At 36.3% G+C, this 23,112-nt stretch carries 21 protein-coding genes; 18 read left to right on the top strand and 3 right to left on the bottom strand.

Annotated elements, in window-relative coordinates; genetic code table 11:
* Positions 1-13 precede the first annotated feature (13 nt).
* Positions 14-991 (bottom strand): helix-turn-helix transcriptional regulator, encoded by a 978-nt coding sequence (locus tag SD1D_RS11000; RefSeq protein ID WP_058258952.1) that lies wholly within the window; start codon positions 989-991, stop codon positions 14-16.
* Positions 992-1,341: 350 nt separating this feature from the next.
* Here SD1D_RS11000 and SD1D_RS10995 point away from each other — a divergent pair, with 350 nt between their 5' ends.
* From SD1D_RS10995 to SD1D_RS10930, 14 genes are all read left to right on the top strand, one after another.
* Positions 1,342-1,563, top strand: a complete 222-nt coding sequence (locus SD1D_RS10995) for a hypothetical protein (RefSeq protein ID WP_157893123.1) — start codon at positions 1,342-1,344, stop codon at positions 1,561-1,563.
* Between the two features lie 9 nt (positions 1,564-1,572).
* Positions 1,573-2,100 (top strand): metalloprotease family protein, encoded by a 528-nt coding sequence (locus SD1D_RS10990; protein ID WP_058258950.1) that lies wholly within the window; start codon positions 1,573-1,575, stop codon positions 2,098-2,100.
* Between the two features lie 269 nt (positions 2,101-2,369).
* Positions 2,370-2,792, top strand: coding sequence for a 30S ribosomal protein S12 (gene rpsL, locus SD1D_RS10985; protein ID WP_058258949.1), 423 nt, complete (start codon positions 2,370-2,372; stop codon positions 2,790-2,792).
* Positions 2,793-3,064: 272 nt separating this feature from the next.
* On the top strand, positions 3,065-3,535 hold the full coding sequence (gene rpsG / locus SD1D_RS10980; RefSeq protein ID WP_058258948.1) for a 30S ribosomal protein S7: 471 nt from the start codon (positions 3,065-3,067) through the stop codon (positions 3,533-3,535).
* Positions 3,536-3,744: 209 nt separating this feature from the next.
* Positions 3,745-5,865 carry an elongation factor G gene (gene fusA, locus SD1D_RS10975; protein WP_058258947.1) on the top strand — a complete coding sequence of 707 codons (2,121 nt, stop codon included), beginning with the start codon at positions 3,745-3,747 and terminating at the stop codon, positions 5,863-5,865.
* Between the two features lie 182 nt (positions 5,866-6,047).
* Entirely contained in the window at positions 6,048-7,241 is a 1,194-nt protein-coding gene (gene tuf, locus SD1D_RS10970; RefSeq protein ID WP_058258946.1) for an elongation factor Tu, read from the top strand.
* 487 nt (positions 7,242-7,728) lie between these two features.
* Positions 7,729-8,718, top strand: coding sequence for a rod shape-determining protein (gene mreB / locus SD1D_RS10965; RefSeq protein WP_058258945.1), 990 nt, complete (start codon positions 7,729-7,731; stop codon positions 8,716-8,718).
* Positions 8,719-8,735: 17 nt separating this feature from the next.
* Positions 8,736-9,509, top strand: coding sequence for a flagellar hook-basal body protein (locus tag SD1D_RS10960; protein ID WP_058258944.1), 774 nt, complete (start codon positions 8,736-8,738; stop codon positions 9,507-9,509).
* A gap of 44 nt (positions 9,510-9,553) precedes the next feature.
* A complete protein-coding gene (gene flgG, locus SD1D_RS10955) occupies positions 9,554-10,369 on the top strand; it encodes a flagellar basal-body rod protein FlgG (RefSeq protein ID WP_058258943.1) in 816 nt (271 codons plus the stop codon).
* Between the two features lie 26 nt (positions 10,370-10,395).
* Entirely contained in the window at positions 10,396-10,725 is a 330-nt protein-coding gene (locus tag SD1D_RS10950; RefSeq protein WP_058258942.1) for a rod-binding protein, read from the top strand.
* Between the two features lie 141 nt (positions 10,726-10,866).
* Complete coding sequence (recD2, locus tag SD1D_RS10945) at positions 10,867-13,086, top strand: SF1B family DNA helicase RecD2 (RefSeq protein ID WP_058258941.1); 2,220 nt, start codon at positions 10,867-10,869, stop codon at positions 13,084-13,086.
* 106 nt (positions 13,087-13,192) lie between these two features.
* Positions 13,193-14,101 (top strand): nucleotidyltransferase family protein, encoded by a 909-nt coding sequence (locus SD1D_RS10940; RefSeq protein ID WP_087758907.1) that lies wholly within the window; start codon positions 13,193-13,195, stop codon positions 14,099-14,101.
* Between the two features lie 9 nt (positions 14,102-14,110).
* Positions 14,111-14,833 carry a ComF family protein gene (locus SD1D_RS10935; protein WP_242955222.1) on the top strand — a complete coding sequence of 241 codons (723 nt, stop codon included), beginning with the start codon at positions 14,111-14,113 and terminating at the stop codon, positions 14,831-14,833.
* 47 nt (positions 14,834-14,880) lie between these two features.
* A complete protein-coding gene (locus SD1D_RS10930; RefSeq protein ID WP_058258940.1) occupies positions 14,881-15,288 on the top strand; it encodes a flagellar protein in 408 nt (135 codons plus the stop codon).
* Positions 15,289-15,357: 69 nt separating this feature from the next.
* Here SD1D_RS10930 and SD1D_RS10925 read toward each other — a convergent pair whose 3' ends face one another.
* Complete coding sequence (locus tag SD1D_RS10925; protein ID WP_058258939.1) at positions 15,358-16,203, bottom strand: CvfB family protein; 846 nt, start codon at positions 16,201-16,203, stop codon at positions 15,358-15,360.
* A 192-nt stretch (positions 16,204-16,395) separates the two neighbouring features.
* On the bottom strand, positions 16,396-16,569 hold the full coding sequence (locus tag SD1D_RS10920; protein WP_087758906.1) for a YjfB family protein: 174 nt from the start codon (positions 16,567-16,569) through the stop codon (positions 16,396-16,398).
* Between the two features lie 142 nt (positions 16,570-16,711).
* On the opposite strand from SD1D_RS10920, the gene trxB reads away from it, so the two are divergent.
* From trxB to secA, 4 genes are all read left to right on the top strand, one after another.
* Positions 16,712-17,629 carry a thioredoxin-disulfide reductase gene (gene trxB, locus SD1D_RS10915; protein ID WP_058258938.1) on the top strand — a complete coding sequence of 306 codons (918 nt, stop codon included), beginning with the start codon at positions 16,712-16,714 and terminating at the stop codon, positions 17,627-17,629.
* A 229-nt stretch (positions 17,630-17,858) separates the two neighbouring features.
* Positions 17,859-19,145, top strand: a complete 1,287-nt coding sequence (locus SD1D_RS10910) for a C40 family peptidase (RefSeq protein WP_058258937.1) — start codon at positions 17,859-17,861, stop codon at positions 19,143-19,145.
* Between the two features lie 644 nt (positions 19,146-19,789).
* Positions 19,790-20,317, top strand: coding sequence for a ribosome hibernation-promoting factor, HPF/YfiA family (gene hpf / locus SD1D_RS10905; RefSeq protein WP_058258936.1), 528 nt, complete (start codon positions 19,790-19,792; stop codon positions 20,315-20,317).
* A 202-nt stretch (positions 20,318-20,519) separates the two neighbouring features.
* Positions 20,520-23,090 carry a preprotein translocase subunit SecA gene (secA, locus tag SD1D_RS10900; RefSeq protein WP_058258935.1) on the top strand — a complete coding sequence of 857 codons (2,571 nt, stop codon included), beginning with the start codon at positions 20,520-20,522 and terminating at the stop codon, positions 23,088-23,090.
* Positions 23,091-23,112: the final 22 nt, after the last annotated feature.

Below are 23,112 nucleotides of genomic sequence, written 5' to 3'. Positions count from 1 at the left end.
ATATGTATATTTTTTAATATTGCTTTAGACAATTTTCAAGTTCATGTTTTATTTTTTCCTTTAAATGGCTGGGATTAAGAACCTTAGCCCCCTTGCCAAACTGTAGTATCCATCTTATTAGCTCATCTGTAACAGCGGTATTTCTAATAAAGGTAATACCGTCATTTGTCTGTATTATTTCGTCAGCCAAATCAGCTTCATATTCTAAGATATACTTAGATGTTCTTTTATCAAAGGAAATTATTATTTGTTCAACTAGGCTTCCTGAAAGATGAATAAATTTTTTTCTGTTTCTTTCCTCATAATAATTTTCCGGTATCTGAAAGCTGTCTTCTAATATAGTCAGTGCACGAATCCTAGAGACCCTAAAATCCCTAATATCATTACGAAGCTCACAGTAGCCTACCACACATAGAGCACCGTCGTTAATAAAAAGCTCATATGGATGAATGACCCGGATAGTGTCTTCGTCACTTCCAAACCTGCGATAAATAATTCTTGTCTTTTTTTTGTTTTGTATGGCCTGGTGGAGCTTTTTTTCAAATTCAGGGTTAAGGGAATCGTTGATATATTGGTTGGTGTTGATAGTAACAAGACCGGAAAAGTGCTTAATAAATTCTCTGTTTAGATTGCCGGTATTATCAAGAAGCTTATGTATAAGTTCAAGGGCAGTTCTTCCCATGGTCATATATTGATAGGGTTTTAGAAGTTCCATCATAAATGCAAGGGAGATTAACTCCGGTGAGGTAAAGGTTATATCACTAAGGCGGAATTTATCTGCTGTATAGTAAGTTTTACCCTTTCTTTCTTCCTCTGTGATAAAGCAAATACGAGATAGGCTATCTATATCTCGCATAATTGTCTTTTTATCCACTACTACATTCCATTTTTCTAAGGAAGAACGGATATCACTGATAGTATATCCTCTTTTATTTTCCGAAAGCAATAACAGGATAAAAATTTGCCTCTCAGTTTGTGCCATGTCCTTCATAGTGTTCCCCCTATTATAATATTTATAAATTTATTATCAGATGGGATTTGCCTGAATTTAACATAGTTTGAATAAGTAATATACTGGTTATATCTTACTACAAGGATTCTTAATATTCAAGAAAGTTTAAAATTCTATTTAATATTACTTTATTATTCAGCATAAGTCTTATAAATAACAGAATAATGTAGAATACTTACTGTTTAAGTTAATTGATGTAAAAACATCTGTATCGGAGAGTAGGGGACTTTGAAAAAGCCAGGAAATTTACCGATGAAGCCTTAGGAAAGGATAAAATAGATTCCGGGGCTTTAAGATCCCTAGCTATTTTACATATGCTTGAGCAAAATATGGAAGAGGCACTTAAGGTGGCCGAAGAAGCTTATAATAATTATTCCGATGGAGAATATATCCGGGAGACCTACTTGATTGCCTTGCATTTTAATGATTTGATAGAAGAGGCACAAGTAATAAAAAATGAAATTATTGAACTTCAAGGACAGCTTGAAGAAGAGACACAAAAGCTTTTAGAGGGAGAAATAACATTAGAAGAATATTATGTGGAAGGGTAGGAATATAAGATGATGATAATACCAGGTTTTATTATATCGATTTTAACTTTTCCGGGAGTAATTGTACATGAACTTGCTCACCAGATTTGTTGTTATATATGTGGTATAAAAGTGTATGAGGTTAAATATTTTCAATTTAAGAATCCTAACGGATATGTTATCCATGAAGGAAGTAACCATCCCGGTAAAGTGTTTATTACTTCTATGGGACCCTTTATTTTTAATACCATTTTAGGAAGTCTAATAATATTGCCTGCCTCAATTCAGTTTTTTGCATTTAAGGTAAATAGCGATATTCTAAACCTTATACTTGTGTGGGCCGGTTTTTCAATTTTAATGCATGCATTTTGCAGTACCGGTGATGCTAAAGTGATGGTGCAACAAATTTTAAAAAATAAAAAAGTCGGAATAATCCCAAAAATTCTTACAGCACCATTTGTGGGCCTGGTTTATATTGGAGCTGTAGGTTCAGTTGTTTGGCTGGATGCAGTTTATGCCGCAGTGGTTGCTATGTTGCTACCGAATTTATTGGTATAAACTTGTCAGTTTAAGTTAAAAGTTTATGAACAAACTATGAATACACATATGTGTATTCATAGTTTGTTTGCAAAAAATTAACAATTTGTTAACGGTAACAGATATCATTAAATTTTTCTTGACATTTGAAAAGGAAAAAAGTATAATCATTTAGCATGCTAACTTGCATGCAATGTATTTTTTATGCGTATTTTGCTGAAACTGTTAGCATATCTACTGCGCATATTATACCACAGAAAGTTAATTATAATTTGGGAGGTGAAAAATTAATGCCTACATTTAACCAGCTAGTGAGAAAGGGCAGGAAGTCAGTTGAGTATAAATCCAATTCTCCTGCATTGCAGAAGGGATTTAACTCATTGAAAAAGAAGACTACAGATGTATCTTCACCACAAAAAAGAGGTGTATGTACAGCTGTAAGAACTGCAACACCCAAGAAGCCGAACTCCGCTCTTCGTAAGATTGCCAGGGTTCGTCTGTCCAACGGTATCGAAGTTACAAGCTATATTCCCGGCGAAGGTCATAACCTTCAGGAGCATAGTGTTGTACTTATCAGAGGTGGAAGGGTAAAGGACTTGCCCGGTACCAGATATCACATCGTCAGAGGTACACTTGATACTGCAGGCGTTGCCAACAGAAGACAGGCACGTTCCAAGTATGGTGCTAAAAGACCGAAAGACGCAAAAAAATAATAAGACAGCCTAGTTAAGCAAAGAATTGTATAAAGCATTCTTTTGTGATGAAGTTAAGTGCCGGATTAATTTTTTATTTCCTTTTGATTTGTATATTCTGTGGGTTACAAATTAAGTGGAATGGTAACATTTCATATATGGAAAATGAAGTTAAGCTGAGCACGGACACAATCAAAGAAAGCGAGTATCTTTCATTTGTGAGTACCTAGGAATTAATGTAACTGACGAAATGGAATAAAATTTCGTTTAGTATTGTTAAGGAGGGAAGAAGCGTGCCAAGAAAAGGACATATACCTAAAAGAGATGTACTGGCGGATCCGGTTTACAACAATAAGGTTGTAACAAAGCTTATCAACAATATTATGTTAGATGGCAAAAAAGGTACCGCACAGAAAATCGTATACGGAGCCTTTGAGAAGGTAGCAGAAAAGTCCGGAAGGGATGCCGTTGAGGTATTCGAGGAGGCTATGAATAACATCATGCCTGTTCTTGAAGTTAAAGCAAGACGTATCGGCGGTGCAACCTATCAGGTTCCGGTTGATGTAAGACCTGAAAGAAGACAGGCGTTGGCTCTACGTTGGTTAACTATGTTCTCCAGAAAAAGAGGAGAAAAGACCATGCAGGATAGACTGGCGAATGAAATCTTGGATGCTGCAAATAATACAGGTGCAGCCGTTAAGAGAAAAGAAGATATGCATAAGATGGCAGAGGCAAATAAAGCATTTGCTCATTATAGATGGTAATTATTTAAATATCATAGCATGTTCTTCTTTAATTCTTGACAATAGGTTGATGCATTTGTATAGCTAAAGTCTATTGGAATTGCATTTGGTTTATTATGATAAACTAAATTGTAGGAAACATGATATTTGATGATTGTTTATCATTCTTTGCCATTATCAAGCAAGTTGTAGACATGATTTGCTTGTCATGAATTAAGGAGGAATTATCTTTGGCAGGAAGAGAATATCCATTAGAGAGGACTAGAAACATCGGTATTATGGCTCATATCGATGCGGGAAAGACTACTCTTTCCGAACGTATCTTGTACTATACCGGTGTAAACTACAAAATAGGTAATACCCATGAAGGTACTGCAACCATGGACTGGATGGAGCAGGAACAAGAAAGAGGTATTACAATTACATCAGCAGCGACCACATGTCATTGGACCCAGGAATTTGAGCATAAGAAAAAACCCGGTGCCCTAGAGCATCGTATTAATATTATCGATACTCCCGGACACGTAGACTTTACCGTAGAAGTTGAGCGTTCTCTGCGTGTTCTAGACAGTGCAGTCGGTGTATTTTGTGCTAAAGGGGGCGTTGAGCCTCAGTCCGAAACCGTATGGCGCCAAGCTGATAAATACAATGTACCGAGAATGGCATTTGTTAATAAGATGGACATTTCCGGTGCGGACTTTTTCAATGTTATAAAAATGATAAGAGAAAGGCTCGGGAAAAATCCTGTAGCTATCCAGCTTCCAATCGGTAAAGAAGATACATTTGTAGGTATCATAGATTTATTTGAGATGAAGGCATATTACTATAATGATGATAGAGGCGACGATATCACCATTAAAGAAATACCTGATGACATGAAAGATCTGGCCGAGGAATACAGATCTATTATGATTGAAGCTATCTGTGATACTGACGATGATTTAATGGAGAAGTATCTAGAAGGTGAAGAACCTACCGAAGAGGAGCTTAAAGCAGCTCTTAGAAGGGCTACTATCTCTGTTGAGATTATTCCGGTTCTTTGTGGATCAGCATATCGTAATAAAGGTGTTCAGAAGTTATTAGATGCTATTATCGAATACATGCCTGCTCCTACTGATATCGCTGATATCAAAGGTGTGGATGAAGAAGGCAATGAGGTGACCAGAAAATCTTCTGATGATGAGCCTTTTGCCGCATTAGCATTTAAGATTATGGCCGATCCTTTTGTCGGTAAATTGGCATTCTTTAGAGTTTATTCAGGAACATTAAATTCAGGTTCATATGTACTTAACTCTACAAAGAATAAAAAGGAACGTGTAGGACGTATCCTGCAAATGCATGCCAATAAGAGGGAAGACTTGGAGAGAGTATATTCAGGAGATATTGCTGCAGCTGTTGGACTTAAGTTCACAGCCACCGGTGATACACTTTGTGATGAAAAACATCCTGTTGTACTAGAATCCATGGAATTCCCCGAGCCGGTTATTAATGTTGCTATCGAACCTAAGACAAAAGCCGGACAAGATAAGATGGGTGAGGCTTTGGCTAAACTGGCTGAAGAAGACCCTACATTTAAAGCTTATACCGATGAAGAAACCGGTCAAACAATTATTGCCGGTATGGGAGAACTTCATCTGGAAATTATAGTTGACAGACTGCTTCGTGAGTTCAAGGTAGAAGCTAATGTCGGTGCTCCTCAGGTTGCTTACAAGGAGACCTTTACTAAGACCGTTGAGGTTGACAGCAAGTATGCAAGACAATCCGGTGGACGTGGACAATACGGACACTGTAAAGTGCGCTTTGAGCCTATGGATGCCAATGCAGAGAAGACTTTCGAGTTTGCCTCAGAAGTTGTGGGCGGTGCTATTCCCAAGGAATACATCCCGGCAGTTGGTGCAGGTATCGAAGAAGCAGCAAAAGCAGGTATTCTTGGCGGATATCCTGTGCTTGGTGTAAGAGCAGTCGTATATGACGGTTCCTACCATGAAGTTGACTCCAGTGAAATGGCATTTAAGATAGCAGGTTCCATGGCATTTAAAGATGCTATGAGTAAAGCCGGTGCAGTACTTTTAGAGCCTGTTATGAGAGTTGAAGTTACAGTACCTGAGGAATATATGGGAGATGTTATAGGTGATATCAGCTCCCGTCGTGGACGTATTGAAGGCACTGAGGATCTAAACGGATCAAAACTGATACGTGGATATGTTCCTCTGTCTGAAATGTTTGGATATGCCACAGCCCTTCGTAGCCGTACTCAGGGTCGTGGAGCATACTCCATGTACTTTAATTCCTATGAACCGGTACCTAAAAATGTACAGGAAAAGGTATTGGCAGGAAAAGCTAAGAATTAAGATTAAATTCGCCTAATATTATTAATATTTTCATTTCTTAGTGCTTGAAAATATTTCTAACATGAAATATAATAGGGCATATGAGGCAATTTATAAACAGGCCATAAGTGGAAATCCATATGGAATATCCAGGCGTGAAAACATTTGCTTATAAGCATTATTTTAAAGGAGGACGTTGTAAAATGGCTAAGGCTAAATTTGAAAGAACAAAACCGCATTGTAATATCGGTACAATAGGTCACGTTGACCACGGTAAAACAACTCTTACAGCAGCTATTACCAGAACTCTTCATGAGAGACTTGGTACAGGTGAAGCTGTAGCATTCGATAAGATTGACAAAGCTCCTGAGGAGAAGGCAAGAGGAATAACAATTTCCACTTCTCACGTTGAGTATGAGACAAACAACAGACACTATGCTCACGTTGACTGCCCAGGACACGCAGACTACGTTAAGAACATGATCACCGGTGCTGCTCAGATGGATGGTGCTATCCTTGTTGTTGCTGCTACTGACGGTGTTATGGCTCAGACTAAAGAGCATATTTTACTTTCCCGTCAGGTTGGTGTTCCTTACATCGTAGTATTCATGAACAAGTGTGACATGGTTGATGACCCTGAGTTATTAGAGTTAGTAGAAATGGAAATCAGAGATCTTTTAACTGAGTATGAGTTCCCTGGTGATGATACACCTATTATTCAGGGTTCAGCTCTTGGTGCTCTTGAAGATCCTAACAGCAAATGGGGAGATAAGATTCTTGAGTTATTCGAAGCTATTGACTCTTGGATTCCTGATCCTCAAAGAGAAAGTGACAAGCCTTTCCTTATGCCTGTTGAGGACGTATTCTCCATTACCGGTCGTGGTACAGTTGCTACAGGCCGTGTAGAGCGTGGTACTTTGAAAGTTTCTGAGGAAGTTGAAATCGTTGGTATTAGAGATGAGAATCGTAAAGTTGTTGTTACCGGTATCGAAATGTTCAGAAAGCTTCTTGATGAGGCTCAGGCTGGTGATAACATCGGTGCACTTCTTCGTGGTGTTCAGAGAACAGATATCGAAAGAGGTCAGGTTCTTTGCAAACCCGGCTCCATTACTTGCCATAAGAAATTTACAGCTCAGGTTTACGTATTAACAAAAGAAGAAGGTGGCCGTCATACTCCTTTCTTCAATAACTACAGACCTCAGTTCTACTTCAGAACAACTGACGTTACCGGTGTAATCAACCTTCCTGAAGGCACAGAAATGTGCATGCCTGGCGATAACGTTGAAATGACAATTGAGTTAATTCATCCTATCGCTATGGAACAAGGTTTAGGATTTGCTATCCGTGAAGGTGGCAGAACCGTAGGTTCCGGTAAAGTTGCTACTATTATTGAGTAATACTAACGAAGGTATAATATAAGTTTTATACTAGTTAATTAACTCCCAGAGTAAGATTACTTACTACTGGGAGTTTTTTTGATATAATTTAAAAACTTTTAAAGAATATCTTGTCAAATAAAGAAATATATTTTACATCTAAAAAGTTTATAAATATGTACGATATACATAATATATGATGGTAAGTTATTAAAGTTTTTAAAATAACCTTTGAAAAAAACGGAAAATAAGATATAATATCATAGAGACTAAACAGGGCTCGATTATTATGCAAATTTTACCGATAAAATCACAGTTTTAAAAGATTCTTCACTAAAATTAGATAATAATCTTAGACCATGTTTAAGACCACTTAGAATGGAAGAAAATAAGAAAAGAATTAAAGATAAAACAAATTATAAATATTTAAAATAAAGAATATAAGATACGAAGAAAAAATTAAACTATATAGACCCGTATTTATTCGGGATAGGAAAGGAGTAACTATATGTTGGGCACCGATATCGGAATTGATTTGGGTACAGCAAGTGTATTAGTTTATATAAAGGGAAAGGGTGTAGTACTTAAGGAGCCATCTGTAGTGGCTTTTGATAGAGATACCAATAAGATTAAAGCAATTGGTGAAGAAGCCAGATTGATGTTAGGAAGGACTCCCGGTAATATTGTTGCTGTAAGACCTTTAAGGCAGGGAGTAATATCAGATTATACTGTAACAGAAAAAATGCTTAAATATTTTATACAAAAAGCAGTTGGAAGACAGAGGTTTAGAAAACCTAGAATCAGTGTATGTGTTCCAAGCGGGGTAACAGAGGTTGAAAAGAAAGCAGTAGAGGATGCCACTTATCAGGCTGGAGCCAGAGAGGTAGCTATTATTGAAGAGCCTATAGCAGCGGCAATAGGAGCAGGTATTGATATTTCAAGACCCTGCGGTAACATGATTGTGGATGTAGGTGGAGGAACCACTGATATAGCTGTTATATCCCTAGGTGGTACGGTAGTTAGTACATCAGTAAAAATTGCCGGGGATGATTTTGACGACGCAATTGTAAGATATATGAGAAAGAAACATAATCTTTTAATCGGTGAAAGAACAGCTGAAGATATTAAGATAAAGATCGGTTCAGCATATCGCAGACCCGAAACCATATCAATGGAAGTAAGAGGCAGAAACTTAGTTACCGGACTTCCAAAAACCATAACCGTATCTTCGGAAGAAACCGAGGAGGCTTTAAGAGAGACTACATCACAGATTGTAGAGGCTGTTCATGGGGTTCTTGAAAAGACTCCCCCGGAACTGGCTGCTGATATAGCAGATAGGGGTATTGTATTAACCGGAGGTGGTTGCTTATTATACGGAATCGAACAGCTTATCGAAGAAAAAACAGGCATTACCACTATAACTTCTGAAGACCCTATGACAGCGGTAGCCGTAGGTACCGGTAAATTCGTCGAGTTTTTAAGTGGAAGACGGGATTAATCAAAGGAGCTGATACTATGGTAAGAGGACTTTACACAGCCTACACCGGAATGGCAAATGAGCAAAAAAGACTAGATATTATTGCCAATAACTTGGCAAATGCCGCAACCGTGGGATATAAGGAAGAAAATGTAACAAATCAGGCCTTTGATGATGTACTTGTATCAAAGGTAAGGGATAGTTCAGAAGCCTATAATGACAGACCTATAGGAAGAATGAGTCTAGGAGTTAAATTAGGTGAAGCATATACTAATTATAGCCAAGGATCCCTAAGACAAACCGGACAAACCTATGATTTGGCATTAGAAGGAAAAGGTTTTTTTGCATTGTCTGTTATGGATAAGGACCAAAATGCCGATATAAAATATACACGAAACGGTAGTTTTACCTTGAATAGAGATGGGTATATTGTGGATTCAGAGGGAAATCGTCTCATGGGAGAAAGCGGAGAGATAATGATTCCTACCGATGGGGCAGATGTGGTTATTGATGAAAGTGGAGCAATATACGTAGACGGAAATTATATGGATACTATCCTGGTAACTGATTTTGAGGATTATAACTATCTCATTAAAACAAATGATACAATGTTTGAACTTGTAGAGGGTGCTACAATAATTCCGTCCACAGCTAATATTAGACAGGGATTTACCGAGCAATCTAATGTAAATGTAGTATCAGAGATGGTAGAGATGATAGCTATTACCAGAGCTTATGAGGCAAACCAAAAGGTTATTCAATCTATAGACCAAACCCTTGATTTGGCTGCCAATTCTGTAGGTAAAATTTAGCCGCTAAATGTATTTAATATCTACTATAATAGGAGGAAAATGATATGATGAGGTCCTTATGGACAGCAGCGTCCGGTATGACGGCACAACAGACAAATGTAGATACTATATCCAATAATTTGGCCAATATTAATACTATAGGTTATAAAAAGGAAACTGCAGAATTTAAATCTTTACTATATCAGACAATACAGGAGAACTCCTATGATAATAACGGGGATCCTAAGCCTGCAGGTATACAGGTGGGCTTGGGGGTAAGAACATCTGCAATAAGCTCACATTACACACAGGGAACCCTGCAAGAAACCGGTAATAATTTTGATCTTGCCATAGACGGAAAAGGTTTCTTTATGGTAAGAACCTCTGATGGCACTTTTGCCTATACCAGAAACGGATCTTTTGGCTTGGCTAATGGGGTTGGTGGCTTAACTTTAGCGGATTCTAACGGTAATCCACTTCTTGATACTGAGGGTGAGCCTATTGTTATAGATGATAGTTATAAGGCCGATAACATTACAATCAGTGAAAATGGCGAACTTATTTATAATGATAAAGAAAATAATAATATAACATCTATGGGTATACAAATTGCTATTGTTCAATTTAATAATCCCGGGGGGCTTGAGAAATTATCCGGTAGTTTATTAAAAGAGACGGAAAGTTCAGGGGAACCTAGGTTAGAATCTGAGGATGAAAACTTAAAGAAAAGTAAGTTGAGACAAGGATACCTTGAAGGTTCCAATGTTCAGGCTGTAGATGAAATGGTAAATCTTATTGTTGCACAAAGGGCATATGAAATGAATTCTAAGATTATAACTTCGGTTGACCAAATGCTTGCTCAAGCAAATAATATGAGATAAAGCATTGGTAGAAGGGAGAAGCTATAATGGGTTTTTCAATCCAGTCAAATTCACAATATTTTCTAAATCACAGCTTATCAACTGATAATGCTAGTGTAAAGAAACTTGAGGAAACATTAAAAAATAAACCAAGCACAGATGAAGAGCTGATGGAGGTATGTAAAAGTTTTGAGGCATATTTTCTAGAGCAGGTCATGAAGGGAATGGAAAAGACCATACCCTATGAGGGTAAGAAAAACCCCTATATGGAACAATTCGGGGACATACTCTATCAGGAATATGCAAAAAGTGCCACAGAAAACCAAGAGCTTGGATTGGCGCAAATCTTATATGAGTCCATGAAAAGAAATGGTTAGAGTATATACATAAGTCGCCAGGAAATATAAAGACTCTTGCAATGTCATTTTAAACTGATAGCCTCATAGGGTTATAGTTTGGAATGACATTTTATTTTATTATTTCAATACGAGGATTATAAGGATAGGAGGTGAATACTTATGTCTGAAATAGTAGAGGGATTTGTAGAAAAGATAGTTTTTCGTAATGAGGATAACGGATACACCATTTTAAGTCTTATGTATGATGAAACTGAGATTACCTGTGTAGGTTATCTTACTATGATAGACGAAGGTGAATATATTCAAGGAAGCGGCAGTTACATACATCACCCTGTGTATGGTGAACAGTTTTTAATGGAAAGCTGTGAGATTAAGGAACCGGAAGATGCCTATTCCATGGAGCTATACCTTGGTTCCGGAGCTATTAAGGGAATTGGTAAAACCTTAGCTGCCAGAATAGTTAAAAAGTTTGGTGACAGTACATTTAGGATAATTGTGGAGGATCCGGAAAGGTTGGCAGAAGTTAAGGGCATAAGCCGGCGAATGGCCATGGAAATATATCGTCAATTTGAAGATAAAAGGGATATGAGATCTGCCATGATGTTTCTGCAAAAGTATAATATTACAGGAAATCTGGCGGCAAAGATATTTCAAGAGTATGGGCAGAGGATGTATGATATCATAAGGGAAAATCCTTACCGTTTGGCAGAAGATATTAGCGGAATAGGTTTTAAAACCGCAGATGATATAGCAAGAAAAGTTGGAATTGAACCTTCCTCCGATTATAGAATTAAGGCAGCTATTCTTTATCTGCTAATTCAAGCTAACGGGGAGGGGCATGTATATTTACCGGAAAATGAATTAATTGAACGGGCTAAAAACCTTCTGATGGTAGATGAAGAAGCTATCCGCCGCCAGATATCCGCTTTAAATATAAAAAAGAAAATTGTGGTAACAGATAATAATGAGGAAAGTATAATATATGCCTCAGTATTTTATTATATGGAGCTTAATGTTGCCAGAATGCTTCATGATCTAAATATAAAATATGATTATAATCTGGAAATTTTAAAAGCCAGACTAAACCATATTGAAAATGAGACAGGAACCACCCTTGATGAACAGCAAAAGATGGCGGTTAAAGAGGCAGTATGTAATGGTTTATTAATAATAACCGGAGGACCGGGAACAGGAAAAACCACAACAATTAATGGGATTATAAAGGTATTTGAAGCTGAGGGACTAGATATTTTGCTTGCTGCTCCTACGGGAAGGGCGGCAAAAAGAATGAGTGATACCACAGGATATGAGGCAAAGACCATCCATAGAATGTTGGAACTTAGTAAATTAACTCAAGGAGATCAAAGTAGTTTTACATTTGAACGTAATGAAAGCAATCCTTTAGAAACAGATGTGTTAATTATAGATGAAATGTCCATGGTGGATTTAAGCTTAATGCATGCTCTTTTAAAGGCAGTATCAGTGGGAACCAGATTGATTTTGGTAGGAGATGTGAACCAACTTCCCAGCGTTGGGCCTGGAAATGTCCTTAAAGATATAATTAATTCCCATTGTTTTAATGTAGTGATGCTTACTAAAATATTTCGCCAGGCGGCAGACAGTGATATTATTGTAAATGCCCATAAGATTAATGCAGGGGAGCAGATATGTCTTGATAACAAGAGTAAAGATTTCTTTTTATTAAAAAGGGATAACTCCGATGTAATAACAGCAGTAATGATTAATTTAATTAAGAACAAACTACCTAAATATGTTCAGGCTACCTCCTTTGATATTCAAGTTCTAACTCCCATGAGAAAGGGAGAGCTGGGTGTAGAAAAGCTCAATAAAGCACTTCAGGCAGCCCTTAATCCCCCATCCCATGATAAAAAAGAAAAGGAATATCATAATGGTATTTTTCGTGAAGGGGATAAGGTTATGCAAGTTAAGAATAACTATCAGCTGGGTTGGGAAATTAAGAGTAGCTATGGCCTATCAATTCAAACCGGTACCGGTGTCTTTAACGGTGATGCCGGTATTATTAAGGAGATTAACTTATTTTCTGAGCAATTAACTGTGGAATTTGATGATAACAGGCTTGTAAACTATAGTTTTAGTCAGCTGGATGAATTAGAACTGGCATATGCTGTTACTATTCATAAATCTCAAGGAAGTGAATACCCTGCTGTTGTGCTACCTATCTTGGACGGACCCAGACTTTTGTTTAATAGAAATCTATTATATACGGCAGTAACCAGGGCCAAAAGTTGTGTTGTAATTGTGGGCAGTGATAAGATGGTAAAATTCATGATTGATAATAAAAATGAACAGAGTCGTTATTCGAGATTATGTGATCAAATTAAAGAAATACTTTATTAAATATATAGTATCCTAAATATATACTGAAATTATATTAGTGCAATATTATGGTGAATAAGTTATAATAAGTTAAAAGACAGCTTATTAAGAAACGGAGGTTATTATATTGTCAACAACATCATTGGTTATTATGGCAGCAGGTATGGGAAGCAGATTTGGAGGAATAAAGCAGTTAGAGCCCGTTGGTCCTAACGGTGAAATAATAATGGATTACTCTATCTATGATGCAATGGCTGCAGGATTTAATAAAGTGGTTTTTATTATTCGTAAGGATTTGGAGAAAGATTTTAAGGAAGTTATAGGAGATCGTATAGCAAAACATATTAAAGTGGAATATGTATTCCAAGAGCTTGACCAGCTGCCACCGGGATATAAGGTACAAGAGGGACGGACCAAGCCATGGGGTACCGGACAGGCAGTATTGTGTTGTAAAGGCGTAGTTAATGAACCTTTTGTGGTAATTAATGCAGATGATTACTATGGGAAGGAAGCTTTCCGTAAAATATATGATTTCTTAAATTCAGAGACAAAACCGAATATATATTGCATGGCCGGATTTATTCTCGGTAATACCTTAAGTGATAATGGGACTGTTACCAGAGGGGTATGTAAAGCAGACAATGACGGGTGGTTGGTTGATATTATAGAAACACAGGGCATAGAAAAAGACGGTAACCGGGCAAAGGCTAAGGATAATGAGGGAAATGAAATTTTTATTGACTTAAATCAGATGGTGTCCATGAATATGTGGGGCTTTATGCCAAGCCTTTTTGAAGAATTAGAAAAAGGGTTCCAAGAATTTTTATCCGCCTTATCAGCTGATGATATAAAGAAAGAATACCTGCTTCCTGAGGTGGTAGGTAAATTAGTACAATCGGGTAAAGCAAAGGTTAAGGTTCTAGAAACTTCTGATCAGTGGTTTGGTGTAACCTATAAGGAAGATAAAGATTCTGTAATAGCTGCAATCAAAGATTTGATTAATAAAGGCCAATATCCGGTTAAGCTTTTTTCATAGGAGAATAAATTGCTGCAGGCCATATTAGACATGCTTTATCCCCCTCGGTGTCCGGTTTGTGAAGACATTGTCATTCCTAAAGACCGAAAAATATGCCTTCCCTGTGAAAAGAAACTACAGCTTATTTGTGAACCCCGTTGTAAAAAGTGCAGTAAACCTGTGGAAGATGACCAGGCAGAATATTGTGCTGATTGCAGACGTAAAGATTACCATTTTGAATATGGTTATGCTTTATGGCTTTATGATTCTACAATGAAAAGATCAATTTCTAATTTTAAATATGGTTATAAAAAAGAATATGCCAAATATTATATTCAAGAGATTGTAAAAAATTATGGTAAGACAATACTTAAGATGGATCCGGATATAATTGTACCGGTGCCCATACATAAGAGTAAGTACCGTGAAAGAGGGTATAACCAAGCTGAAATTCTAGCAAAAGGTATTGGTAAAGAACTTAAGATACCGGTATTATCTAATTTGATAATTAGGAATAAAAGGACCTTACCTCAAAAGCAATTAAGTGATAAGGAAAGGTTGAGGAATCTTCAGGAAGCCTTTGAGTTTAATAAAGACTTGGCTGACAAATATCCTAGAAGTTTGAGTAGACTACTTTTGGTAGACGATATTTATACCACGGGCAGTACAATTGAAGCCTGTACCAATGTGTTAAAAAATAATGGAATAAAGCAAGTTTATTTTATTACTTTATGCATAGGCAAAGGCTTCTAGAAGTATATATCTTATCTTTCGAAAGGAAGGTAACAGGAGGAATGAGAATGGATGTAAGGAATTGCAGAACATGCGGGAAATTATTTAATTATCTTAGTGGTCCCCCAATATGTCCAACCTGTGCAAATGCTCTTGATAAAAAATTTGAAATGGTTAAGGAATATATATATGATCATCCCCGGGTAGGTATAAAAGAAGTATCTGAAGAGTGCGAAGTTAGCGTAGCTCAAATAACCCAATGGATTCGTGAAGAGAGATTGACATTTGCAGAGGATTCAATGATTGGACTTGATTGTGAAGGATGTGGGGTTACCATTAGGACAGGGAGATTCTGCAAGGCATGTAAAGATAGGCTTGCAAAAGGATTTGAAAGTTTATATTCTCAAAAAAACAGCGATAAAAAGTCCGCAGATCCTAAGGATAGTGCAAGGATGCGCTATCTAGATCAAAAATAAAATAAAAAGAACCGGTATTATATTATTTATATAAAACCGGCTCTTTTTTATATAGTATTATGTGTTTTACTATGAATCTTTATTTAAAGAGATACCGTTTTCAGATATGGTAATTAATCTCTCCTTATATAATTTACCGATAGCTCTCTTAAATGAATTCTTACTGATATGAAAATTTTCCTTAATCAACTGAGAATCCGTTTTATCATGATAAGGCAGAAAGCCCCCGGCCTCTTTTAAACGTTCTAGTATCATTTGGGCATCGGAATCCATCTGAATATAAGATCTATCCCTTAGGCTTAAGGTAAGCTTTTTATCATCTCTAACTTCAATTACTCTAGCCTTAACAGTTTCACCGATATTTAGGGGTTTAAAGATCTCATTATTGGGAATTAATGCAGAATAAAGATTGTCCACTGCTACAAAGGCACCAAATGCCTCAAGTTTATCATAAATAATTCCTGAGACCATATCACCCACCTGATAATTTGAATCGGTGGATAGATAGTCGTAGACTTTCATAGTGGCACAAAGCCGTTTGCTTTTATCTACATAAAGGGATACTAATACCTTATCCCCTGTTTTAACCTTGCTTGTCTGTTCTTTAAAGGGGAGAAAAAGATCTTTACTTAGTCCCCAGTCTAAAAAGGCTCCGATAGCTGTTACTTCTTTTACTCTTAGAAGGGCAAGAGAACCGACAGTTATGGGAACCTTAGATGTGGTTGCAATATATCTATCTTCTGAATCTTTATAAATAAAAACATCAATCTGGTCTTTTAGCTTAACATTATCCGGTACTTCTTTTAAGGGAAGAAGTACCCTATGACTCATGTCTGAACCGGGCTTGCATAGATATACTCCAAAGTCTGTTTTTTTACAAACCTCAAGTGTTTGATACTTTCCTAATTCTAGCATTTCATTTTCCTTTCGACAAAAAGATGTAATATATATCTATTAGTTTAAATGACTGGTTTTTATTATTAGGCTCTGATATAATAAGCATACTAATGAAGGAGTATGAAAAGTATGCTTAATCAGGCCATAAATGAAGCCATATAAATTAAACATCAGGTACCATATTACTACTCCTGATATTATTAATATGGCTTATACCATAATATCAATATTTTGCCCTAAATATGGTGCAACTGATTGCTCCATCATTTTTATCATACTTTGGCCAAGTTCTTCTACGGTGTCTAAGTTTTTTGCAAGTACCGCTACACCTACATCCACACTGTCTATGGTGGGACTGGTCACTATAGGAAGGGATATATTCATAATAACTCCTTTTCATTAAATATTTATCAAATTATTTATAATAATAATGTTGAAATGTTTATTTATTGGTATTAAGTATATCATATTTTTATGAAAATATAAACGGTTTATTAATATTATTCAAGTTTAAGGAGGTTTTCTTATGAATTATGATGTTATAATTATCGGTTCCGGTCCGGCTGGTTTAGCAGCCGCCATTTATGCACAAAGAGCAGAGTTAAATTGTATAGTTATTGAAAAAAACCCATTAAGCGGTGGACAAATTATTAATACTTATGAAGTTGATAATTATCCCGGAACTCCAGGAATTAGTGGTTTTGATCTTAGTTCAAAATTTAGAGAGCATTGTGAGAAATTAAATACCACATTTATTACAGGAGAAGTTGTCAAATTTGAACTAGAAGATAATATAAAGGTGGTTACCTTAGAAAATGGCACACAGTACAGGTCAAAAACAGCTGTTATTGCAGCCGGCGGACTACCCCGTCATCTGGATGTGGAGGGAGAAGAAGAATTTTCGGGACTGGGAGTGTCATATTGTGCCACTTGTGACGGAGCATTTTTCAGGAATAAGACAGTTGCTGTAGTAGGAGGCGGAGATGTTGCGGTTGAAGATGCAATATTTCTGTCAAGAATATGTAAGAAAGTATATATTATTCATAGGAGAGATCAGTTTAGGGCTGCAAAAAGCAGTGTCAATAAACTGGAGGCCATAGATAATGTTACAATTTTGTGGGATAATGTTGTAGAAAGAATAAAGGGAACAGAAACTGTAGAGTCTATAGATGTAAAGAATGTAAAAACCAATGAGATATCCACCCTTGAGGTTTCCGGAGTCTTTATTGCCGTAGGATATATTCCAAGTTCCCAAGTTTATAAGGATATAGTTGCCCTTGATGATAGTGGATATATTATTGCCGGTGAAGATTGCCAAACCAATGTACCCGGAGTATTTGCAGCAGGAGATATCAGGACTAAAAATCTGCGTCAAATTATAACTGCAGCAGCGGACGGAGCTAATTCAATTACAGGGGTTGAAAAATATTTAAATGAAAATTAATAAGTTAATAATTATTTAAAATAGTACAAATGTCGTGTAAAATTTGATAAAGCCATAAAAAACGCCTTTTTTACCGTATTTTTCTACAATTATAGATTGACACCAAGTATCGGGTTTGTTATAATTGTTATCAGAAATGTAATAATTTTGTAACAATTCAACCGAAATTGATCCATATTGGATTAGACAAAAGCAGATTCTTGCTTACGATACTTGGGAGGAATACGGTATGAAAAAAAGTATGGCTTTGAAGTCTGCATTATTTGCAGCATCGGCCTTGGTGTTTTTTTCAACTACAAATGATAAAGCCTATGGAAATCAAACAACATCAGTTGAACAGGGTGTAGCAGGTATATCTAAGATTCTTAGTGATGTGTTTGCTAGCAGTGATGATAAGGTTAACGAAAAAATTGACAAAGTTTATAATACTGAGATTAAATCGCCTTTTGCTAATTTGGGTGTATCTAAAGCATCCAGTTATGTAAATATCAGAAGCAAGCCATCTACCGAAAGTAAAATTGTCGGTAAGCTGTATGAGGGATGTGCAGCTGATATTTTAGAGTGGCTCGAAGGAGACTGGGTAAAAATTGTTTCAGGTGATGTAGAAGGTTATATAGCTTCTAATTATCTTGCCTGCGGTAAGGAAGCAGAAAAATTAGCTGACAAATTTGCAGAGAAATATGCTACGGTTATTAGAACCCAAACATTACGGGTTCGTGAAGAACCAAACTTAGAATCTAGAACCTTAGAACTAATTCCCTTAGGTGAGCGTTTCCCTATTATAGAGGAACAGGGTGAATGGGTTAAAATACTTCTTAGTTCTGATGACCAAGGTAATGATTTTGAAGGATATGTACATAAAGACTATGTGGACATAGAAGTAATATTCCAAAAGGCTATCTCCATTGAGGAGGAGCAAAGAAGAATTAGAGAGCAGCAAGAGGCTGAAAGAGCTGAAGCTGAAAGGTTAGCAGAGGAAGAAGAAAGAAGACGTCAAGAAGAGGCTAGAAAGAAGGAAGAAGCAAGAAAGCAAGAAGAGGCTAGAAAACAGGCAGAAGCTAAAAAACAAGCGGAAGCTAAGAAAGCTGCGGAAAATAAAAAAGAAGAAACAAAAAAATCAGAAAGTTCAAGTTCTAGCAGTAAAAGCAGTAGTACCGGACAAGAGATAGCTTCTTATGCCCAGAAGTTTGTCGGTAACCCATATGTGTGGGGCGGTGTAAGTCTGACAAAGGGAGCAGATTGCTCAGGATTTGTATATACCATCTATAAACAGTTTGGTTATACCCTTGATAGGGTTTCTAGGGATCAAGCCAGATCAGCCGGACGTAAGATTAATGTTAGTGATCGTAAGCCTGGAGATTTAGTTTTCTATACCAATAATAAAGGTGTAGTTAACCATGTGGCTATATATATAGGTAATGATAAAATTGTACATGCAGCTAATAAAAGACAGGGAATAATTATATCAAAATATAATTATAGAAAAGTTTACTGCATGAGAAGAGTGATTGGTTAATATTTAGATATTTTAAGCTGTTTCAAATTATATTATTAATTTGAAACAGCTCTTTTTATTTTATAGTTGAATTTGCAATAAATAATTCAACTTTCATAAAGTTTTGAAAATTGATTAAATTAGAGAAATTCTTAAATGGCAAAAGATTATAAAATTTATTGAAAAGTTCTATTGACAAAGCAAGCTATGGTAATCTTGCACAAAAGACCGCGGAAAATTACATATATTGGATAATACTGTTTTTTCCAAATAAATTTATCAAAAAGTTATCAACATTTAAAAAGCTTTATTTTTATATAAAAAGAAGTTATACACGGATTTATCCACATTATCCACAGTTATCAACTACTATTGTCGCATGAAAAAACATGTCAAGTTCGAAAATCCGTTTTGTTACTTATGATAAATCGACCTTTTTGACAAAAAATTACCTGAAATAACTTGACTTTTTAATTGTCGGATAATATCTGAATATGCAATGAGTTGACTAAAATTTAACGAAAATAGTTGGAAAACATAGGATCCTGTTATTTACAAATAGTAAGTAGCCACAGAATTTTATAATGCTTGTCACATATTTTTTACTATGTTATAATTTAATTAGCATATTAGTTTGATGCTAATATAGTAAAGGAGTTGATTTTATGCGTTATATTATCAGTGGAAAGAATATTGACGTAACGGAAAGCTTAAAGACAGCGGTTTATGAAAAGATTGGCAAACTGGAACGTTATTTCACTCCTGATACAGAAATTCATGTGACCCTTAGTGTGGAAAAAGACAGACAAAAAATCGAAGTGACTATTCCGGTTAAAGGAAGTATTATAAGAGCCGAAGAGGTTAGTAATGATATGTATGTGTCAATTGATTTGGTTGAAGAAGTTATTGAACGTCAGTTAAGAAAGTATAAGAATAAATTAACCAATCATAAACATGCCTCATTTAATTTTAAGAAGGCTTTTATAGAAGATAATCATGAAGAAGATGAAGCTATAAAGATTGTTAAGACCAAGAGGTTTGCAATTAAGCCCATGGATGCAGAAGAAGCATGTATTCAGATGGAGTTGCTAGGACATAACTTCTATGTATTTAGAAATGCCAATACTAATGAAGTAAATGTTGTATACAAAAGAAAAGGTAACACTTATGGGCTAATTGAACCAGAGTTCTAATATAAATTATATATAATTGTTTTGTTTATAAATAAAAAGGACTGTCGCAATATTTATAAAAAGGTTTACCCTTTATAATTGCGACAGTCCTTTTGCATCCTGTGCTTGGCCTATAAAATTAAGTTGAATAAGTATTATGGTAATGTTACAATATTAGGTGAATAATTGCATAGAATATGCAAAATACAGGAGTGAGTATAAGATGGGATTGATACAAAAAATATTTGGCACTCATAGTGAAAGAGAAATTAAGCGAATATTGCCTTTAGTAGACAGAATAGAAGCTTTGGAGCCGGAATATGAAAAGCTTTCAGATGAAGCTCTTAGGGCAAAGACAGCTGAATTTAAAAATAGGCTTAAAAATGGTGAAACTCTTGATGATATATTGGTAGAAGCATATGCTACTGTACGAGAGGCCTCAAAAAGGACTATTGGGTTAAGGCATTTTAGAGTACAGTTAATAGGTGGTATGATACTACATCAAGGTCGTATTGCCGAAATGAGAACCGGTGAAGGAAAGACCTTGGTTGCTACTCTTCCGGCTTACTTAAATGCTTTAGAGGAGAAGGGTGTTCATATAGTTACTGTAAATGACTATCTGGCAAAGCGTGACGCTGAATGGATGGGGCAGGTTCATGAATTTTTAGGCTTAAAAGTCGGAGTAATCTTAAACAGTATGGAAAAAGACGAGCGTAGGGAAGCCTATGCCTGCGATATTACCTATGGTACCAACAATGAATTTGGCTTTGATTATCTTAGGGATAATATGGTTATTTATAAAGAACAGTTGGTACAAAGGGATCTTCATTATGCTATTATTGACGAAGTTGACTCTGTACTTATTGACGAAGCAAGAACACCTTTGATTATATCCGGAAGCAGCGGAAAATCCACTGAACTTTATCGGGTCTGTGATATTTTAGCAAGACAGCTTGAAAAAGGTAAGGCCAGTGGAGAACTTACAAAAATGGCTGCCATAATGAAAGAAGAAATAACAGAAGAAGGCGATTTTATCGTCAATGAGAAAGAAAAAAATGTACATTTAACAGAACAAGGTATAAAAAAGGTTGAGAAATTCTTTAATATTGAGAATTTGGCGGATCCTGAGAATCTTGAAATTCAACATAATATAATACTTGCCCTTCGTGCCCATAACTTAATGCATAGGGATAAAGACTATGTTGTTAAGGATAATGAAGTCTTAATTGTAGACGAGTTTACCGGACGTATTATGCCCGGAAGACGATATAGTGACGGACTTCACCAGGCTATTGAAGCTAAGGAGAATGTTAAGGTAAAAAGAGAAAGTAAGACCTTGGCAACTATCACTTTCCAGAACTTCTTTAATAAGTATCATAAAAAATGTGGTATGACCGGTACTGCACTTACAGAGGAACAAGAGTTTAGAGAAATCTATGGAATGGATGTTATTGAGATTCCTACCAATGTTCCGGTTATTCGTATAGACCATCAGGATGCGGTTTATAAGACAAAAAAAGAAAAACTTGAAGCCATTGTTAATGAAGTAGTGGCCTCCCATAAAAAAGGACAACCGGTACTGGTTGGTACTATTACAATCGATGCCTCTGAAGAAATCAGTGCCATGTTAAAGAAAAAGAATATACCTCATAATGTACTTAATGCTAAGTTCCATGAGATGGAAGCTGAGATAGTAGCCGAAGCCGGTAAATTAGGGGCAGTAACCATTGCAACCAATATGGCAGGCCGTGGTACTGACATTAAGCTGGGTGAAGGTGTCGCAGAGGTTGGTGGATTAAAAATTATCGGTACAGAGCGTCATGAGTCAAGACGTATTGACAACCAGCTTCGTGGACGTGCAGGAAGACAGGGAGATCCCGGTGAATCTAGATTTTATATTTCCCTTGAAGATGATCTTATGAGGCTGTTCGGTTCTGAAAGATTGATGTCCATTTTCAATTCTTTAGGAATACCGGAAGGTGAGCAGATTGAACATAAAATGTTGTCTAACGCCATAGAGAAGGCTCAAAAGAGAATTGAGAGTAATAACTTTGGAATCAGAAAGAATCTGTTAGAATACGATCAGGTAAATAATGAGCAGAGAGAGGTTATTTACGCAGAAAGAAGAAAAGTTTTAAACGGGGAAAGTATGCGTGATACCATATATAGGATGATAACCGATACGGTGGAAGGCTGTGTTAACACCTGTATAAGCGAGGATCAATCACCGGATGAATGGAATTTAGATGAATTAAACAGTCTATTACTTCCGATAATACCTATGGATCCAGTAGAGCTTACACCGGATATGAAGAGGATGAAGAAAAATGATCTGATTCAGCATTTAAAAGAGATAGCGGTTAAGCTTTATGAAGAAAAAGAAGCACAATTTCCTGAGCCTGAACATCTAAGAGAAGTTGAGCGGGTAATTTTACTTAAAGTAATTGACCGTAAATGGATGGATCATATTGATGATATGGATCAGCTTCGACAAGGAATTGGACTACAGGCTTATGGTAACCGTCAGCCTATTGTAGAATACAAATTCCAAGGATTTGAAATGTTTGAGGCAATGACGGCTGCTATAAGAGAGGAAACAGTTAAGGCTTTAATGCATGTAAAGGTTGAGCAAAAAGTTGAAAGAGAACAGGTAGCTAAGGTAACAGGAACTAACAGAGATGATACCTTGGCTAATGCACCAATAAGAAGGTCCGGTAAAAAAATACAACCCAATGATCCATGTCCCTGTAACAGTGGAAGGAAGTATAAGCACTGTTGTGGACGTAATGTATAAAAATAATAAAAAAACCATGTCG

Origin of the sequence: Herbinix luporum, from assembly GCF_900070325.1 — a bacterium.
Classification (GTDB): Bacteria; Bacillota; Clostridia; order Lachnospirales; family Lachnospiraceae; genus Mobilitalea; species Mobilitalea luporum.
Note: the sequence above shows the minus strand (reverse complement) of the source record. Positions and strands in the feature narration are given on the sequence as shown.